Origin of the sequence: Glaciihabitans sp. dw_435, assembly GCF_018449675.1 — a bacterium.
In the GTDB taxonomy this organism is placed as follows: Bacteria; Actinomycetota; Actinomycetes; order Actinomycetales; family Microbacteriaceae; genus Glaciihabitans.
In genome coordinates this window covers 496,959-514,214 of sequence record NZ_JAAVUZ010000001.1, presented here as the reverse complement: position 1 = coordinate 514,214, position 17,256 = coordinate 496,959, and the positions used below count along the sequence as shown (strand labels likewise).

The 17,256-nt window shown below is 65.1% G+C and carries 14 protein-coding genes; 4 read left to right on the top strand and 10 right to left on the bottom strand.

The window, feature by feature from the left end; all coding sequences use genetic code 11:
* Positions 1-12 precede the first annotated feature (12 nt).
* On the top strand, positions 13-885 hold the full coding sequence (locus HB677_RS02430) for an A/G-specific adenine glycosylase (RefSeq protein WP_213814042.1): 873 nt from the start codon (positions 13-15) through the stop codon (positions 883-885).
* 38 nt (positions 886-923) lie between these two features.
* Here HB677_RS02430 and rbfA read toward each other — a convergent pair whose 3' ends face one another.
* From rbfA to HB677_RS02390, 8 genes are all read right to left on the bottom strand, one after another.
* Complete coding sequence (rbfA, locus tag HB677_RS02425) at positions 924-1,484, bottom strand: 30S ribosome-binding factor RbfA (protein WP_213814041.1); 561 nt, start codon at positions 1,482-1,484, stop codon at positions 924-926.
* A gap of 183 nt (positions 1,485-1,667) precedes the next feature.
* Positions 1,668-4,442: a translation initiation factor IF-2 gene (gene infB, locus HB677_RS02420; RefSeq protein WP_213814040.1), complete on the bottom strand. Its 2,775-nt coding sequence runs from the start codon at positions 4,440-4,442 to the stop codon at positions 1,668-1,670.
* Between the two features lie 94 nt (positions 4,443-4,536).
* Positions 4,537-4,809 (bottom strand): YlxR family protein, encoded by a 273-nt coding sequence (locus tag HB677_RS02415; protein ID WP_213814039.1) that lies wholly within the window; start codon positions 4,807-4,809, stop codon positions 4,537-4,539.
* 26 nt (positions 4,810-4,835) lie between these two features.
* Positions 4,836-5,837 carry a transcription termination factor NusA gene (gene nusA, locus HB677_RS02410; protein WP_213814038.1) on the bottom strand — a complete coding sequence of 334 codons (1,002 nt, stop codon included), beginning with the start codon at positions 5,835-5,837 and terminating at the stop codon, positions 4,836-4,838.
* A gap of 132 nt (positions 5,838-5,969) precedes the next feature.
* Positions 5,970-7,757 (bottom strand): proline--tRNA ligase, encoded by a 1,788-nt coding sequence (locus tag HB677_RS02405; RefSeq protein ID WP_213814037.1) that lies wholly within the window; start codon positions 7,755-7,757, stop codon positions 5,970-5,972.
* 46 nt (positions 7,758-7,803) lie between these two features.
* Entirely contained in the window at positions 7,804-8,952 is a 1,149-nt protein-coding gene (gene ispG / locus HB677_RS02400; RefSeq protein WP_213814036.1) for a flavodoxin-dependent (E)-4-hydroxy-3-methylbut-2-enyl-diphosphate synthase, read from the bottom strand.
* Between the two features lie 45 nt (positions 8,953-8,997).
* Positions 8,998-10,434, bottom strand: coding sequence for a site-2 protease family protein (locus HB677_RS02395; protein WP_213814035.1), 1,437 nt, complete (start codon positions 10,432-10,434; stop codon positions 8,998-9,000).
* Positions 10,435-10,516: 82 nt separating this feature from the next.
* Positions 10,517-11,596, bottom strand: coding sequence for a 1-deoxy-D-xylulose-5-phosphate reductoisomerase (locus HB677_RS02390; protein ID WP_213814034.1), 1,080 nt, complete (start codon positions 11,594-11,596; stop codon positions 10,517-10,519).
* Positions 11,597-11,727: 131 nt separating this feature from the next.
* On the opposite strand from HB677_RS02390, the gene HB677_RS02385 reads away from it, so the two are divergent.
* On the top strand, positions 11,728-13,206 hold the full coding sequence (locus HB677_RS02385; RefSeq protein ID WP_213814033.1) for an HNH endonuclease signature motif containing protein: 1,479 nt from the start codon (positions 11,728-11,730) through the stop codon (positions 13,204-13,206).
* 79 nt (positions 13,207-13,285) lie between these two features.
* Here the strand turns inward: HB677_RS02385 and HB677_RS02380 are convergent, their stop codons facing one another.
* Together HB677_RS02380 and HB677_RS02375 are read right to left on the bottom strand one after the other, a co-directional pair.
* Complete coding sequence (locus tag HB677_RS02380) at positions 13,286-14,257, bottom strand: FKBP-type peptidyl-prolyl cis-trans isomerase (RefSeq protein WP_213814032.1); 972 nt, start codon at positions 14,255-14,257, stop codon at positions 13,286-13,288.
* 130 nt (positions 14,258-14,387) lie between these two features.
* Positions 14,388-14,855: an OsmC family protein gene (locus HB677_RS02375; RefSeq protein ID WP_213814031.1), complete on the bottom strand. Its 468-nt coding sequence runs from the start codon at positions 14,853-14,855 to the stop codon at positions 14,388-14,390.
* 64 nt (positions 14,856-14,919) lie between these two features.
* On the opposite strand from HB677_RS02375, the gene gabT reads away from it, so the two are divergent.
* Together gabT and HB677_RS02365 are read left to right on the top strand one after the other, a co-directional pair.
* Positions 14,920-16,266, top strand: coding sequence for a 4-aminobutyrate--2-oxoglutarate transaminase (gabT, locus tag HB677_RS02370; protein WP_213814030.1), 1,347 nt, complete (start codon positions 14,920-14,922; stop codon positions 16,264-16,266).
* Positions 16,263-17,246 carry an asparaginase gene (locus HB677_RS02365; protein WP_213814029.1) on the top strand — a complete coding sequence of 328 codons (984 nt, stop codon included), beginning with the start codon at positions 16,263-16,265 and terminating at the stop codon, positions 17,244-17,246. The genes gabT and HB677_RS02365 overlap by 4 nt, the downstream gene beginning before the upstream one ends.
* Positions 17,247-17,256: the final 10 nt, after the last annotated feature.

The following is a 17,256-nucleotide window of genomic DNA, read 5'->3' as shown; positions in this document are numbered from 1 at the left end:
TAATCTTGTGTCATGAGAATCGCGCCGGCCGTCATCGACTGGTTTGCGGCAACGGGGCGGGATCTGCCGTGGCGCAGGCCCGGTTTCACCGCCTGGGGCACCCTGGTGAGCGAGTTCATGTTGCAACAGACCCCGGTTGCGCGGGTCATTCCGCGCCTCGACGAGTGGCTTCAACGGTGGCCGACCCCGGCAGATCTCGCCGCCGCGTCTCCCGGTGACGCCGTGCGGGCCTGGGACCGACTCGGCTACCCGCGGAGGGCGCTCAACCTCCACGCGGCCGCAGTGGCCATTACAGAGCGCCACGGGGGCGTCGTGCCGGAGAGCGTCGACGACCTGTTGGCCCTGCCGGGTATTGGCGACTACACCGCCCGCGCCGTTGCGGTCTTCGCGTATGGGCACCGCCACCCCGTTGTCGACATCAACGTACGGCGGGTGCTGGCCCGGGCAGTGAACGGCCTCGGCGAGGCAGGTGTTCCGTCGACCAAACGCGATCTTGCGTCGATGGAAGAACAGCTGCCCGAGGACGTCCCCGCCGCCGCGCTGGCGAACGCCGGAATCATGGAACTCGGAGCAATCGTCTGCACGGCACGGGCTCCCCGGTGCGACGTGTGCCCCATCGCGGACATGTGCCGCTGGCGGGCCGAGGGGTATCCGGAATTCGAGGGAAAGCGCGCGCCGCAACAGAAAAAGTTCGAGGGCTCCGACCGGCAGGTGCGTGGGCTGATCATGGCGGAGCTGCGCGGCAGCGACATCCCCGTCACGATGCTCGAGATCGAGTCGGTATGGGCGGATGACGCGCAACGAGCCCGCTCGCTGACCGGGCTGGTCGCGGACGGGCTCGTCGTGGAAACGTCAGACAGAACCTTCGAGCTGCCCGGCCAGTGATGCGGCCGGACCGCCAGTGTTCCAGAGACGTCTAAGCGTTAAGCCTTTTCGGGGTTCTCGGCCTCGGGGTTGGACTCGAAGGTGAACTCGTCTCCTTCGTCGCCGTCGTCCTCGAAGTCGGTCTCATCATCGTCATCGTCGTCATCATCGAAGCCTGCGGCCTCTTCTTCCGCAGCGATGTCGCGCGGCTTGACGTAGGGGTCTTCGTCCCCGGCGTACTGGGCGTTCGCGGCGAGGCCGGAGACCTCGGTGTCGCGGTTGCGCGCCTCGACGAGAAGGGAGTCGATGAGAGCCGCGTTTTCCGGGATTCCATCGGGAATGAATTCGAGCGACGGGGTGAGGCGGGCGGTGATGTTCTTGCCCACCTCGCTGCGCAGCATTCCCGTGGCCGACCGGAGAGCCGCGGCCGAATCGGCCCGCTCTTCGTCGGTGCCGTACACGGTGAAGAAGACGGAGGCGTGCTGCAGGTCACCGGTGACGCGAACGTCGGTGATGGTGACGAACCCGAGCCGGGGATCCTTGATCCCCTTCTCCAGACGCTTGGCGATGATGACCTTGATGCGATCCGCCATCTTGGCGGCGCGAGCCGGATCAGCCATGGACTACTCCTTGCGTGTGTGGGCCCCGAAACGCAGTGCGCTCGCGGGGCAGTGACCTGTGATGGTCTTCTGTTTCACGTCTCCCGCGCTAAGCCGCGGGAGGGGTCCCGGGTTTCCCTGCGGAGACCCGGGGTCGGGGGTCCCGCTCTCCCTGAGGAGAACGGGACCCCGACGACCACGCGGTTAGACGCGCGGCTTTTCCTTCATTTCGATCGTCTCGATCTCGTCACCGATCTGGATGTCGTTGAACTTGCCGAGGCCGATACCAGCCTCGAAGTCCGTACGAACCTCGGTGACGTCATCCTTGAAGCGACGCAGCGACTCGATGGCCAGGTTGTCCCCCACCACGACGCCGTCGCGGATGACCCGCGCCTTGGCGTTGCGGGTGATGGTACCCGAGCGAACGATGACACCGGCGACGTTTCCGAACTTGGAGGAACGGAAGACCTCGCGGATTTCTGCGACACCGGACTGCACCTCCTCGTACTCGGGCTTGAGCATTCCCTTGAGGGAGTTCTCAATGTCCTCGAGTGCGGCGTAGATGACCGAGTAGAAGCGAACGTCGACGCCTTCACGTGCAGCACGCTCGCGCGCCTTCGTGTCGGGACGAACGTTGAATCCGATGATGATCGCGTTGTCGACCGTTGCGAGGTTGACGTCGCTCTCGGTGACAGCACCAACACCGCGGTGGATGATGCGCAGGGCGACCGAGTCGTCCACATCGATCTTGAGCAGCGATTCCTCGAGCGCTTCAACAGCACCGGAAACGTCACCCTTGATGATGAGGTTGAGCGAGTCGACCTTGCCCTCTTCGAGTGCACGGGTGAAGTCCTCGAGGCTGATGCGCTTGCGGGCACGGGCCAGCTGAGCGTTACGCTCAACGGCTTCGCGCTTCTCAGCGATCTGACGAGCGGTGCGGTCATCCTCAATAACAAGGAAGGTGTCACCGGCGCGAGGCACCGTCGACAGACCCTGCACCTGCACCGGACGAGCCGGAGCGGCCTCGGCCACTGCAACGCCGTCCTCATCGAACATGGCGCGAACCTTGCCGTACGCGGTACCGGCGACGATCGAGTCACCGACGCGAAGCGTTCCCGACTGGATGAGCACGGTAGCAACAGCACCGCGTCCCTTGTCGAGGCGAGCTTCAATGGCGACTCCACGTGCGTCCTTGTTCGGGTTGGCGCGAAGGTCGAGACCCGCGTCAGCAGTAAGGAGCACAGCGTCGAGCAGCTTGTCGATGCCGAGGTTGTTGAGCGCCGAAACGTCAACGAACATCGTGTCTCCGCCGTACTCTTCCGCGACGAGGCCGAATTCGGTGAGCTGCTGGCGAACCTTGGCCGGGTTAGCGCCGACCTTGTCCACCTTGTTCACCGCAACGACGATCGGGATGCCAGCGGCCTGGGCGTGGTTGAGCGCCTCAACCGTCTGCGGCATGATTCCGTCATCGGCCGCGACCACGAGGATTGCGAGGTCAGTGACCTGTGCACCACGTGCACGCATGGCGGTGAACGCCTCGTGACCCGGGGTGTCAATGAAGGTGATGGCACGTTCGATGCCCTCGTGCTCGGTCCAGACCTGGTAAGCACCGATGTGCTGGGTGATTCCACCCGCTTCGCCGGCAACAACGTTGGCGTGACGGATCGAGTCGAGCAGCTTGGTCTTACCGTGGTCAACGTGACCCATGACCGTGACAACCGGGGGACGAATCTCGAGATCGCTCTCTTCTTCGTCCTCAAGCTCCTGGTCAAGGTCCATGCCGAAGCCGCTGAGCAGCTCGCGGTCCTCGTCCTCGGGCGACACCATCTGAATCTTAAAGCCCAGCTCGTCGCCGAGGATCTCGAAAGTGGCCTCGTCGAGAGACTCCGTCGCGGTCGCCATCTGTCCCAGGTGGAACAGGACGGTGACCAGGTTGCCGGGGCTCGTGTCGATCTTGTCAGCGAAGTCCGTGATGGAAGCTCCACGACGCATGCGGACGATGGTCGAACCGTCGCCACGGGGAACGCTCACGCCGCCAAGCGACGGAGCTTCCCTGAGCTCGAATTCTGCCCTCTTCGTACGCTTTGACTTGCGGGCCTTGCTCTTGCCGCCACCACGACCGAAGGCACCAGCGGTACCACCGCCGGGACCACGGCCACGGCCGCCTGCGCCGCCACCGGCCGGACGCGGAGCGCCGAACGCGGGTGCTGCACCGGGGGTGCCGCCGGGACGCTGGAAACCGCCGCCTGCAGGTCGGCCGGCTCCGCCGGGACGCTGCTGGAACGGGGCTCCGCCGGGACCGCCGGGACGCTGGCCGAAGCCGCCCGGACGGGCACCCTGGCCGGGACCACCGGGACGGGGAGCGGAGGGACGGGGAGCACCGGGACGCGGGATGGCGCCGCCGGTTGCGGGAGCGCCGGGACGCTGCATGCCCTGGTTGCTCGCGAACGGGTTGTTACCCGGACGCGCCGCTCCCGGACGCTGCATGCCCTGGTTGCTCGCGAACGGGTTGTTACCCGGACGAGGAGCTCCCGGACGCGGAATGCCCGACGGACGCGGAGCTGCAACATCGGACGAACCGGTTGCTGCTTCGGGGGCCTTCGGTGCGGGGTTAGCTGCGGCGGCCTCGGCCTGAGCCTGGCGTTCCGCAACCGTGAGGGGTGCCGGGGTGGGCGGGACGACCTCGACCGGAACCTCGGCTACCGGAGCAGCAGGGGCAGGGGCGGGGGCGGGAGCCGGCGCGGGGCGCGGTCCACCGGGGCGGGGAGCCTGGGCGCGAACCGGCGCGGCCGGAACGGCGGCAGGCGCCTTGATTCCATCGGCTTCGAGCGCAGCTTTCAGCTTGCGCGCGACCGGTGGTTCGATGCTGGAGGAAGGTCCCTTGACGAATTCGCCCATTTCCTTGAGCTTCGCGAGGGCAACCTTGCTATCGACGCCGAGTTCGGCGGCGACTTCGTGTACGCGTGGTTTGGCAGCCACTTTTCTCCTGTCTGGGTCTGCACCCGGACAGGGGCAGACACCTAATTACGGACGGGTCTCATTTCGAGCCGCTCATTAGTTGTCCATAGGTCAATCAGCCTGTTCTTTGGGGAACCTCGGACGAGATTCCGACTGTTGCGCGGACCTGCTCGGTGGAAAGCGCCGTTGTGACGCGCAGCGCACGGCCAAAGGCCTTGCGAGCGACGGCTTTCTCGACGCACTCGGGCGTGGGATGGACCCACGCGCCTCGGCCAGGAAGTGTCGCGGACGAATCCGGTATCACTTCGCCTTCGTGTGCGACGACCCTCAGCAAAGTGGATTTATCGGCGCGCGAACGGCAGCCCAAGCAGGTTCTTACGGGTTCCATGATACCCCCTGCGCAACTTCCGTGGTTCAGCTCTCGAGGATCGAGTCGGGCTGGATGTCAATCCGAGCGCCCGTGAGCTTCGCCGCGAGCCGCGCGTTCTGGCCTTCCTTGCCGATGGCGAGGGAAAGCTGGTAGTCCGGCACGAGTGCGCGGACTGCCTTGAGTGACTCGTCAATGACGAACGCACTGGTCACCTTGGCGGGCGAGAGCGCGTTCGCTACGAACGTCGAGAGGTCCTCCGAGTAGTCGACGATGTCGATCTTCTCGTTGTTGAGCTCTGCCGTCACCGCACGGACACGCTGGCCGAGTTCGCCAATGCATGCGCCCTTGGCGTTGACCCCAGGCTGCGTGGCACGAACAGCGATCTTGGTGCGGTGACCGGCTTCACGGGCGAGAGAGGTGATCTCCACGATTCCGCTGGCGATTTCCGGAACCTCGAGTGCGAACAGCTTGCGCACGAGGGACGGGTGCGTGCGGCTGACGGTGATCTGCGGTCCCTTGAGTCCCTTGGTCACCGCGGTGACGTACACGCGGATGCGCTTGCCGTGGGTGTAGTCCTCGCTCGGGACCTGCTCCTCGGGAGGAAGAATCGCCTCGATCGAGCCAAGGTCGACATGGATCATCCGGGGGTTGGGGCCCTGCTGGATGATGCCGGCAACAATGTCACCCTCGCGTCCGCGGAACTCGCCGAGAACGTGCTCGTCGGCGATGTCGCGCAGTCGCTGGTTGATGACCTGCTTCGCCGCGAAGGCCGCGATACGACCGAAGTCGCTCGGGCTGTCTTCCGCTTCACCGATGACGTTGCCGTCCTCATCACGCTCCTCAACAAAGACGGTGACGTGACCCGACTTGCGGTCAAGCTCAACGCGCGACTTCGTCAACGGGGCATCCCCGGGAGCCAGGTCGTCTTCACCCGCGTGCTTGAGGTAGGCAGTGTGAATGGCCTGTTCGATGATCAAAACGAGTTCCTCGAAAGGAATCTCTCGCTCGCGCTCCAAGAGACGCAGCACGCTCAGGTCGATGTCCACTGAGGGCCTCCACTATTCAAATTCTTGTGACTCCGCTGGCTCGTGCCAACAGATGTCCTTCGTCTACGGTACCCGAACCTTGTCGGTCGCACATGACGCGGCCGGGCACGAGCCCGACCGCGACGGTCGTTCTTAGAGCGCTGCGATGGCCGCGGCGACCTCCGCGACGGGAAGCGGGGTGCGCTCCCCCGTGCGTCGGTCCCACAGCTCTACGGTGCCGTCTGCTGCGCTGCGACCCACGATGACGATGACCGGAACGCCGAGGAGCTCAGCGTCGCCGAACTTCACCCCCGGGGACACCTTGGGTCGGTCGTCAAAGAGCACGTCAAGGCCACTGTCCTCGAGCGTCGCGGAGAGCGCCTCGGCGACCTCGTACACGACTGCGTCCTTGCCCGCGGCGACGATGTGCACGTCAAACGGCGCAACGTTCTTGGGCCAGATCAGGCCCTTACCGTCGTTGTTGCTCTCGGCGATCACGGCGAGGACGCGCGTGACACCAATGCCGTACGAGCCCATGGTGACGGTCACGAGCTTGCCGTTTTCATCGAGAACCTTGAGCCCGAGGGCATCCGCGAAGAAACGTCCAAGCTGGAACACGTGGCCGATTTCCATACCGCGCGCGAGCTCGACAGGGCCGGATCCATCGGGAGCGGGGTCGCCCTCGAGAACCTCGGCGACGTCGGCAATCCCATCGGCGGTGAAGTCGCGTCCCGCAACGAGACCGAAGACATGCTGACCGTGCACGTTGGCGCCCGTGATCCAGCCGGATCCGTCGACCACGCGGGGATCCAGCAGGTAGCGGATGCCAGTGCTCGAGGTTTCACCGAGGACCGGGCCATCCACTCCCCATGGACCGATGTATCCCTTGACCAGCGCCGCGCGTCCCTCAAGCTTCGCGTGTGCGGCGAAGTCTTCCGGGGTTGCAGCTTCGACCTCGGCCGGCTGGAAAACTACCTCGGCGCGCTTCATGTCGACGTCGCGGTCTCCGGGAAGGCCGATGACCACCAGCTCACGGTTCCCATCGACGTTCTTCACCGTCAGCACGATGTTCTTGAGGGTATCCGCGGCGGTCCACGCGCGCCCGTCGGGTCGCGGGTGCTTCTCGTTCGCGACCGCGACGAGGGTCGCGATGGTCGGCGTGTCGGGGGTGTCGAGCACCTCAGCGGGAGTGAGGCCCTCGATGGAGCGTGCTTCGGGGGCACGTGTCACGAACGCCTCGACGTTTGCGGCGTACCCGCCGGCGGAACGAACGAAGGTGTCCTCTCCAACCAGGGTCGGGTGCAGGAATTCCTCACTGCGGGCGCCACCCATAAGGCCGCTGTCGGCGGCAACGATGACGTAGTCGAGGCCGAGGCGGGTGAAGATCCGCTCGTACGCGTCGCGCTGCGCCTGGTAGCTGACGTCGAGCCCGGCATCGGTGTAGTCGAAGGAGTACGCGTCCTTCATGGTGAATTCGCGGCCGCGCAGCAGACCACCGCGGGAACGGGCCTCATCGCGGTACTTGTCCTGGATCTGGTAGATCGATAGGGGCAGGTCCTTGTACGAGGAGTACAGGTCCTTCACCATCAGGGTGAAGACCTCTTCGTGCGTGGGGGCCAGAAGGTAATCGGCGCCCTTGCGATCCTGCAGCCGGAAGATGCCGTCGCCGTATTTCTCCCAGCGACCGGTCTGCTCATAGGGCTCACGGGGCAGCAGCCCGGGGAAGTGAACTTCCTGCGCACCGGCAGCGTCCATCTCCTCGCGGATGATGGCCTCGATCTTGCGCTTCACCCGGAGGCCAAGCGGCAGCCACGCGAAGACACCCGGCGCCTGACGGCGGATGTAGCCGGCGCGAACCAGCAGGCGGTGGCTCGCTACCTCCGCATCGACGGGGTCTTCGCGGAGGGTACGGACAAAGAGGTGTGAGAGGCGTGTTGGCACGGGTCCAATGTTACCGGCGCACCGCCGGACGCTCCGAACGCCGCTGTTACGCGGTGACGACGACGGGAGAACCGAGTTCGCCAGCCGGCATTTCGGCGGCCATGCGGTTGGCCTCTTCGATGAGGGTTGCAACGATCTCGGACTCGGGGACGGTCTTGATGACCTCTCCGCGAACGAAGATCTGGCCCTTGCCGTTACCGCTTGCGACACCCAGGTCGGCGTCACGTGCCTCGCCGGGCCCGTTGACGACGCAGCCCATGACCGCAACGCGGAGGGGAACTGTCATTCCCTCGAGTCCGTCGGTGACGTCGTTGGCGAGCTTGTAGACGTCCACCTGGGCGCGTCCACAGCTCGGGCAGGAGACGATCTCGAGCTTGCGCTCGCGCAGGTTGAGCGACTGCAGGATCTGCAGTCCAACCTTGATCTCCTCGGCGGGCGGCGCGGACAGTGACACACGAATGGTGTCTCCGATGCCCTCCGAGAGCAGGATGCCGAAGGCGGTCGCGCTCTTGATGGTGCCCTGGAAGCTGGGTCCGGCCTCGGTCACACCGAGGTGCAGGGGCCAGTCGCCGCGCTCGGCGAGCAGGCGGTAGGCCTTCACCATGACGATCGGGTCGTTGTGCTTGACAGAGATCTTGAAGTCGTGGAAGTCGTGCTCCTCGAAGAGGCTCGCCTCCCAGACGGCGCTCTCGACGAGGGCCTCCGGGGTGGCCTTGCCGTACTTCTGCAAGATCGAGGGCTCGAGCGAACCGGCGTTGACACCGATGCGGATCGATACGCCTGCGGCCTTGGCTGCTGCGGCAATCTTTCCGACCTGGTCGTCAAACTTGCGGATGTTTCCGGGATTGACGCGAACGGCGGCACAGCCGGCATCGATCGCGGCGTACACGTAGTTCGGCTGGAAGTGGATATCCGCGATGACGGGGATCTGGCTCTTCTTCGCGATGATCGGAAGCGCTTCGGCGTCGTCACGGCTGGGCACGGCGACGCGAACGATGTCGCAGCCGGAGGCCGTCAGCTCGGCGATCTGCTGGAGAGTCGCGTTGATGTTGGTCGTGGGTGTCGTGCACATGGACTGCACGCTGATGCGCGCATCGCCACCGACGAGCACCTTTCCCACCTTGATCTGACGGGATTTGCGACGCGGCGCAAGGATTTCGGGGACTTTCGGCATTCCAAGATTGATTGCAGGCACAAACAGATTCTACTTCTCGTGTCTCCGTGGTCGCTGGATGCGGCGCTAGAAGATGCTGACCGGTTTCACGATGTCTGCATAAACCAGTAGCAGGCTCATGCTGCCGAGCAGAATGACCACGACGAAGGTGATGGGCACCATCTTGGCCGTGTCGACGGGCCCCGGGTCGCGGCGCTTGAAGATCTTGGCGAAGAATCGGCGGATGCCCTCCCACAGGGCTCCCGCGACGTGGCCGCCGTCGAGCGGCATGAGCGGCACGAGGTTGAACACGAAGAGGGCGATGTTGAGCGATGCGATGAGTCCGATGAGGGCGGAAATCCGCTCGACGACCGGGATCGTGTTGAGGCTCGTGATCTCTCCCGCGATGCGGCCAACGCCCACGACGCTGATCGGGCCGTTGGGGTCCCGCTCACCCGGCCCGAAGGCGGCGTTGACAATATCAACGAGACGGCTCGGCAGGTTCACGATGAGGTGCACAACACTGCCAATGTTGTTGCCCACCGCGGGAAGCACTGCGCTGACGGGCTGCTGGACGATCTCGGATGCCGGCCCAATGCCGAGGAATCCGACCTTGCTGGTGATGGCCTTGCCGCTCGAGTCCTCGATGACCTTGTTGTTGCTGTCGTAGCTGACGCGGTCTGTCAGCAGCGGGGTGGCGGTGAGCGTGACATCCGCCCCGTCGCGCTCGACGACGATGGTGAGGGGTTCTCCGGCGGAGTCTCGGATGATCGAGGTGGCCTGCGCCCACGTGGTGATGGCGGTGCCGTTCATGCTGAAGAGCTTGTCGCCCGGCTTGAGGCCTGCCGCCGCGCCTGGGGCGGCCGGGTCATCCGCTGCGCACTCCGTCTGTGAGCTCGTGGAGGCGATCACGCAGGCCGACACGGATCCGACCGTCGTGCTCAGCTGGGCGGTACCGAAACCGCAGAGCAGCACCGCGTAGAGAACGAGCCCGATGAGGAGGTTCATGGTCGGGCCGCCGAGCATGATGATCACGCGCTTCCAGATCGGAAGGTTGTAGAAGGTGCGGTGCTCTTCACCCTCGACGACCGTGGCAGCGCTGGCGTCGCGGGCGTCCGACACCATGGTCGACAGCACGGAGCCGGAGCGCGGTTCATCGGTGAGGTCAGGGGTGGTGAGTGTGGCAACTGTGGACTTGTAGTCCTCCGCGAGCTTCGCATCGTCCTGAACGAGAGTCTGAAAGAAGCCGGTGCTCGCGGTACGCGCCTTGCCGCCCTTCTTGGCGGGCGGGTACATGCCGGACATCGAGATGTAGCCGCCCATGGGGATGGCCTTGAAGCCGTACTCGGTCTCACCGAACTTGCGGGAGAACAGGGTGGGCCCGAAACCAATCATGTACTGCCCGACGCGGACGCCAAAGAGTTTGGCCGGGATGAGGTGACCGATCTCGTGCAGACCGATCGAGACCGCGAGGCCGACGACAACCACGAGGATCCCGAGAATGTAAAGCAGCACAGTTTCCACGAGCACAGAGTACAGCCGGGATCATCCGAGCCCTCTGTGCGGTGGCTGGGTGAACCGTATGGAGCGGCCCTCCGAATACGGACTAACGGGACGCGATGAGCGCGTCGGCCGCGGCGCGTGCCGTCAGCTCTGCCGCGAGAACGGCCTCGAGCGACATCTCCCCCGCCTCGTGTGCCTCAACCACGCGCTCGACGATGTCGAGAATGTCGAGGTATCCGATGCGCCCGGCGTGGAAGGCGAGAACCGCCTGCTCGTTGGCGGCGTTGAACACCGCGGGAAACGTCTTGCCGGCAATGCCGACGCGCTTGGCGAGGTCCACGGCGGGAAATGCCACCGTGTCGAGCGGCTCGAAGGTCCACGTGCTCGCGGTCGTCCAGTCGAGCGGCGCGCCAACACCGGGAATGCGGTGCGGCCAGTCCAGCCCCAGCGAGATCGGCAGGCGCATGTCCGGCGGTGACGCCTGCGCGATGGTGGAGCCGTCAACGAACTCGACCATGGAATGGACGATGGACTGCGGATGAACCGTGACGTCGATTTTCTCGTACGGCACATCGAACAACAGGTGGGCCTCGATGATCTCGAGTCCCTTGTTGACGAGGGTTGATGAGTTGGTCGTCACGACCAATCCCATGTCCCATGTGGGATGCGCGAGTGCCTCGCGGGGCGTGACGTTCGCGAGAGACTCACGGGTTCGTCCACGGAAGGGGCCGCCCGAGGCCGTCAGCACGAGGCGACGCACCTCGTCCGCGGTTCCGGAGCGCAGCGCCTGCGCAATCGCGGAGTGCTCGGAGTCGACGGGAACAATCTGGCCGGGGGCAGCCGCGTTTGTCACGAGCTCCCCGCCGACGATCAGGCTTTCCTTGTTGGCAAGGGCAAGGGTCATCCCGGATTCCAGCGTCGCCAGAGTGGGTCCGAGCCCGACCGAGCCGGTGATGCCGTTAAGCACCACGTCGGCGCTGACGGACCTGACGAGGGCGGATGACTCGTCCGCACCCATCGCGACGTGCTCGACGCCAAACGCGGCAGCCTGCTGGTCGATCAGCTCGCGGTTGGTGCCGGCGGACAGGCCGACGACCTCGAAGAGGTGGGGATTGGCGGCGATGACGTCGAGCGCCTGGACGCCGATGGACCCTGTGGAACCGAGAATGATGACCTTGCGCACGCCTGCCAACCTACCCGGTTCGCCGCGGGTCGGGCATGTGGCACTTATCCACAGTTCGCGGCGTCGGCCGGTTATCCACCGATCGCCACAGCGCGGGCCACCGCGGCGAACACCCCTGAAACGATGAGGTCATGGATGACTCGCTCGATTCCACCCCGTCGGTCGCCGACGGGTCGGCAGCAGCGACGTCTCTTGCCTCCGAGCTCCTGACCGGGGCTACGGCCGTGGCTTCCCTTGGCAACACCGCGGCCGATATTGCGTCACTCGGGCAGGATCGACTCCGTGACGCGTTGGAGCTCGTGACGGCAGTGCAGCGCAGCCTCGATCGCTACGCGATTGCGATTGCGTCGCGGGTTGCGTTCTTCTCCCGCCTCGAACTGGGCGGTTCCGGTCTGGCACAGCGGGAGGGGCGTCGAACGGCGGAAGGATTCATCCAATCCGTCACGGGCAGCACGCGTGTCGTGGCGGCCACGCTCGTTCAGGTGGGCACCATGGTCGACAATGTCCTCGCCGCCGAACGCCTTGCCGAGACGGATCCCGAAGCAGCCGCCACCGTGTACGGAGACGTCTGGCAGACACCGCTGGTGCGCGCAATCGAGAACAATCAGCTGCGTCCCGACGCGGTGGACAGCATCCGACGGGGGCTCGGAAATCCCGGCGCGGGGGTATCAACCGACCAATTGCGCACCGGCTGCGAACTTTTGGTGGCCTCTGGGGCTGGCGGCGGGACCGCCGGAGTCCGTCCCACCACCGACGAGCTCTACAGGGCCGCCCGTGACTTCCGCGACCGCATCGACTCGGATGCCGTCGAGCATCGCGAGAAGACTCAGCACGACAATCGGTATCTCAAGGCGTACCGCCGGGCCGATGGCATGGTGCAGGGTTCCTTCCGGCTGTCTCCCCCGGACGGTGATCTGTTGTTGCAAATGCTCGATCAGGGAACCAGCCCCCGCCGCGGTGGGCCTCGGTTTGTGCGGGACGACGAACGCGCATGGGCCCGGAAGGTGATCGATGATCCCCGCACAAACGAGCAGATCAATGTGGATACCCTCATTGCCGCTCTTCACCTCGCCGCGAACGCCGACCACTCCCGGCTTCCCGGACAGCGTCCCGCGGTCCGGGTGATCACCACCGCTACTGTCGCCGGCAACCGCGCCGAACCGGGGCTCCTCGAAGACAGCCACCAGCCCGTGTCTGCTGGGTCCGTTGAGCTATTCATCTGCGACGCCGGCACCATGCAGGTCGTCGTCGATGAGCAGGCGCAGATTCTGCAACTTGGTCGCGAACAGCGCCTCTTCAGCAGACGACAACGGATCGCGCTCGCGGTGCGCTGGGGCGGTTGTGCCTTCGTGGGTTGCGAGCGACCCCCGGGCTGGTGTGAAGCCCATCACGTTCGCTGGTATCAGCGCGATAACGGCCCCACCGACATCGCGAATGGCATCCTCCTCTGTCGACACCACCACATGCTCATCCACAACAACGGGTGGGACATCCACCTGGAGAACGGAGACTACTGGCTGATCCCGCCGGCGTCCGTGGATCCATCCCGAACACCCCGGTTGCTGGTGAGCAAGAACGGTCTGATTGAGGAGATCCGGGACGCGCGCTAATTGGGCGCCGCGACACCAAAGGCCCGCTGGTTCACTTCGATCGAAGTGGACCAGCGGGCCCGATGAATCGTGCTGGGGACTAGCTCAGTCCCAGAATGTCGATGACGAACACGAGGGTGTCTGTGCCCTTAATGCCTGCCGTCGTGTTGCCCTCGGTGCCGTATCCGAGCGACGGGGGAATGGTCACGAGGATCTGGGATCCAACGGTCTGTCCTTCGAGCGCCTGCTTGAAGCCGGCAACGACGGCGCCGGTGTTGAACGTGGCGCTTGCGCCGCGCGCCCAGCTGTCATCGAAGATCGTCTTGGTGGACCACACGGTGCCCTGGTAGTTCACAACGACGTTGGAGTTTTCGGGAACCGTGGCTCCCTTGCCCTTGATGAGGACCTCTTTCTCCAGCTTGGTCGACGGGTTACCGCTCGGGATGGTCACCGTCGGTACGCCAGCGTCGGAAAGCTTGACGGTCGGGAGACCTGCAACCGGCTTCTGCGCGTCGCCCGTCGCCTTGGTCAGGAGGGTGTCGGCCTTGGAGATGACGTCGGCAACGAAAACGATACTGTCGGTCGCGGCGATGTTGTTGGTCTCGGACCCGGTCGTTCCAAACGCGTCAACCGGAGGAATTACACCAACAACGCGAGAACCAATGGTCGAGCAGTTGAGCGTCTTGACGATTCCGGGGATGAACTTGGCCTCGTCGAGCTCGAACGTCACCGGCGTGGTGGCGTAGCCCGTGTTCGTGATCTCGGCACCGGTGGTGCCGTTGTACATCGTGAATTCGACCTTGACGCGGTCGCCGGTGACGACGGCCTTGCCATCGCCCTTGGTGACAACGGTGCGCTGGGTGGCGGTCGCGGTAACGGGAGTCGTGAGCTTGACGGTCGGCGCCTTGCCTACGGCACCGGTCACGGCAACGGCGTCAGATACCTTGCCCGACGCCGCCGGCGTGCACGCCGATGCCGCGGTGGTTGAGCTGCTGTCGGAGGTTGAGGAGGTGCAGGCGGCCAGTGAGGCCATCAATCCGACGGCGAGAACGAGTGCAGCGGCTTTGCGCACAATGCGCCTTCCTGTTAGCGAAAAAAATCAGCTTCCAGTCTGCAACATCACCCTGAGTGTTTAAGCCACTCCGGGACTCGCCCAGTGAATTCTTGGGGTTTCGTTACCCCACCCGGTGCGGAGTGCCCGGTTACCGCGTCAGTGTTGTCGGCTCGTGCCGAACCGGAAAGTTCATCGACGCGGCAATGAAACACTTCTCCTCGGCCTCGTCGTGCAGCGCAAGCGCCAGGGCGGAATCGCCCGATTCGATCGTGACGACAGGGCGCAGGGTGACAGAGGTGAAGTGTCCCCCGCCGTTGCTGGTCTGCCGCATGCTGCCGACCGCGGCATCCGTATAGTCCGTCACAACGATGCCGTGACTCGCGGCGACGTGGAGGTAGCTCAGCATGTGGCACTCACTGAGCGAGGCAAGCAGCAACTCTTCCGGATTCCACCGGTCAGCGTCGCCCCGGAACGGACGGTCGGCCGATCCGGCGATGGGGTGCTTGCCCTCAGCGACGATCGAATTGGACCGGCCATACGACTTGTAGTCGCTCGTGCCAGTTCCCCGGTTACCCTCCCAGGTCACGGTCACCGCGTACGAATGGTCGATGTTCATGAAGCGTCTCCTCTGGCCGTGTTCTCTGCTGCTGTGCGTGCCTGGCCACTAAAGTTAGTCCACCATGACTGACACGCTTGAGACCCCCAGCGCCCCCGTTATTGTCCAGGAACGCCGCATCGTCACCGCGATTCCCGGTCCAAAGTCGCAGCAGTTGCATGAGCGACGACGGGCGGTTGTGTCCGATGGTGTGTCATCCACCCTGCCTGTCTACATCGACCACGCACACGGAGCGATCGTCGTGGATGTCGATGGCAACCAGTTCATCGACCTGGGCGCCGGCATTGGGGTAACGACGATCGGTCACACCAACGACGCCGTGGTGGCGGCCGCGACGGCACAGCTCGCTGACTTCACCCACACGCTCTTCACCATCACTCCCTACGAGTCCTACGTGCGCGTGGCGGAACTTCTCGCGGAGCACACTCCCGGAGACCACGCCAAGAAGTCCGTTCTCGTCAATTCGGGTGCAGAGGCCGTGGAGAACGGCGTCAAGATTGCGCGCAAGTACACCGGGCGGGGCGGCATTGCCGTGCTCGAGCACGCGTATCACGGGCGTACCAACCTGACGATGGCAATGAACTTCAAGGCAGCGCCCTATTCGACGGGCTACGGCCCTTTCGCTGGCGACGTGTATCGCGCACCGAACTCATACCCGTTCCACGACGGCCTCACCGGACCTCAGGCTGCTGCGCGCACCATCGGTTACCTCGAGAAGACCGTCGGCGCCTCCGAACTCGCGTGTCTGGTTGTCGAGCCGATTCAGGGCGAGGGTGGATTCCAGGTGCCGGCCGATGGGTACCTTCCCGCCCTTCAGCAGTGGTGCACCGACAACGGCATCGTCTTCATCGCGGACGAGATTCAGAGCGGCATGGCGCGCACGGGCAAATACTTTGCCAGTGAGCACTTCGGGCTCGTCCCCGATCTCGTGCTGAGCGCGAAGGGCATCGCCGGCGGACTCCCCCTCGCCGGTGTCACGGGTCGCGCCGAGATCATGGATGCCTCACAGCCGGGCGGGCTCGGCGGTACCTTCGGCGGGAACCCTGTCGCGGCGGCCGCCGCCGTCGCCGTCTTTGAGCAGATCGAAAGCCACAACCTGCTGGCCGAGGCCGGTCGGATCGAGGGTGTGCTGAAGCCAGGGCTGCTGGCGCTGCAGGAGAAGCACCCGGTCATCGGCGATGTTCGTGGAATCGGCGCGATGATCGCGATCGAGCTGGTGCAGGAGGGCACGCACGAACCGAACAGTGCCGCCGTGACATCCATCGCCGCGTACGCCGCACAGAACGGTGTCATCCTGCTGACGGCCGGCACGTATGGAAATGTCCTGCGCTTCCTGCCGAGCCTCGCCATCAGCGACGAGCTGCTCGTAGACGCGCTCGGCGTGATCGCCGACGGGTTCGCCGCGCTGTGATCGTCGCGCCGCGTCCGCTGACAGCTGACGGATCGGTCGAGCTCGCCGTTCTCGAGCGCAGTGGCTGGATCGAGTCCCGGCATCTGGGAGCCGCGATTGTGGTGGATGCCACGGGCGAGGTGCTCCGGTCGCTCGGTGATACCTCAGCACTGATCTATCCCCGCTCCACGCTGAAGCCGCTGCAGGCGATTGCCGTGCAGCGCGCGGGGGCGACCCTCGAGGACGAGCAGCTCGTGCTGTCGACCGCAAGCCACGCAGGAACTCCCGAGCACGTGCGCGTGGTGAGAGCGATTCTGGCGAGCGCCGGCATTGGCGAGGATGCACTCGGGTGTCCCGCCGACTGGCCCGGTGACCCGGCGTCACGCGCGGCGGTGTACGCAGCCGGTGGAGCCTCATCTCCCATCTACATGAACTGCTCGGGAAAGCACGCCGCATTCCTGCTTGCCTGTGTGCGCAACGAGTGGCCTGTCGAGGGCTACCTCGAGCCCGGGCACCCCCTGCAGTCGCTCGTCCGCTCGGTGGTCGAAGAATTCACCGGCGAGAGCATCGAGCACAGTGGTGTTGACGGGTGCGGGGCTCCGGTGCACGCGGTCTCGCTCACCGGCCTCGCCCGCGCGGTTGGCAAGGTCACCGGTGGCGGCGATACCGATGGTGCGCGCCTCACTGCCGCCATTCTTGAGAACCCCTGGGCCATCGACGGACCGGGGCGCGCAAACACGGTCGTCATCGAGAACCTGGGCATCGTCGCGAAGCTCGGCGCCGAGGGCGTGATGATCATGGGGACGGCGGATGGCACGGCCGTCGCCGTCAAGATCCTCGATGGCAGCCTGCGCGCGGCGACTCTTGTCGCGCTCACTCTTCTCGTATCCGTGGGCGCAGTGGATCAGTCCGGCGCGGACGCCGTGCTCGCGGCAACGCTGGAGAAGGTCACCGGCGGGGCCGAGCTCGTCGGAGACATCCACACGACGTTCGAGGTGTAGCCCCGTACGG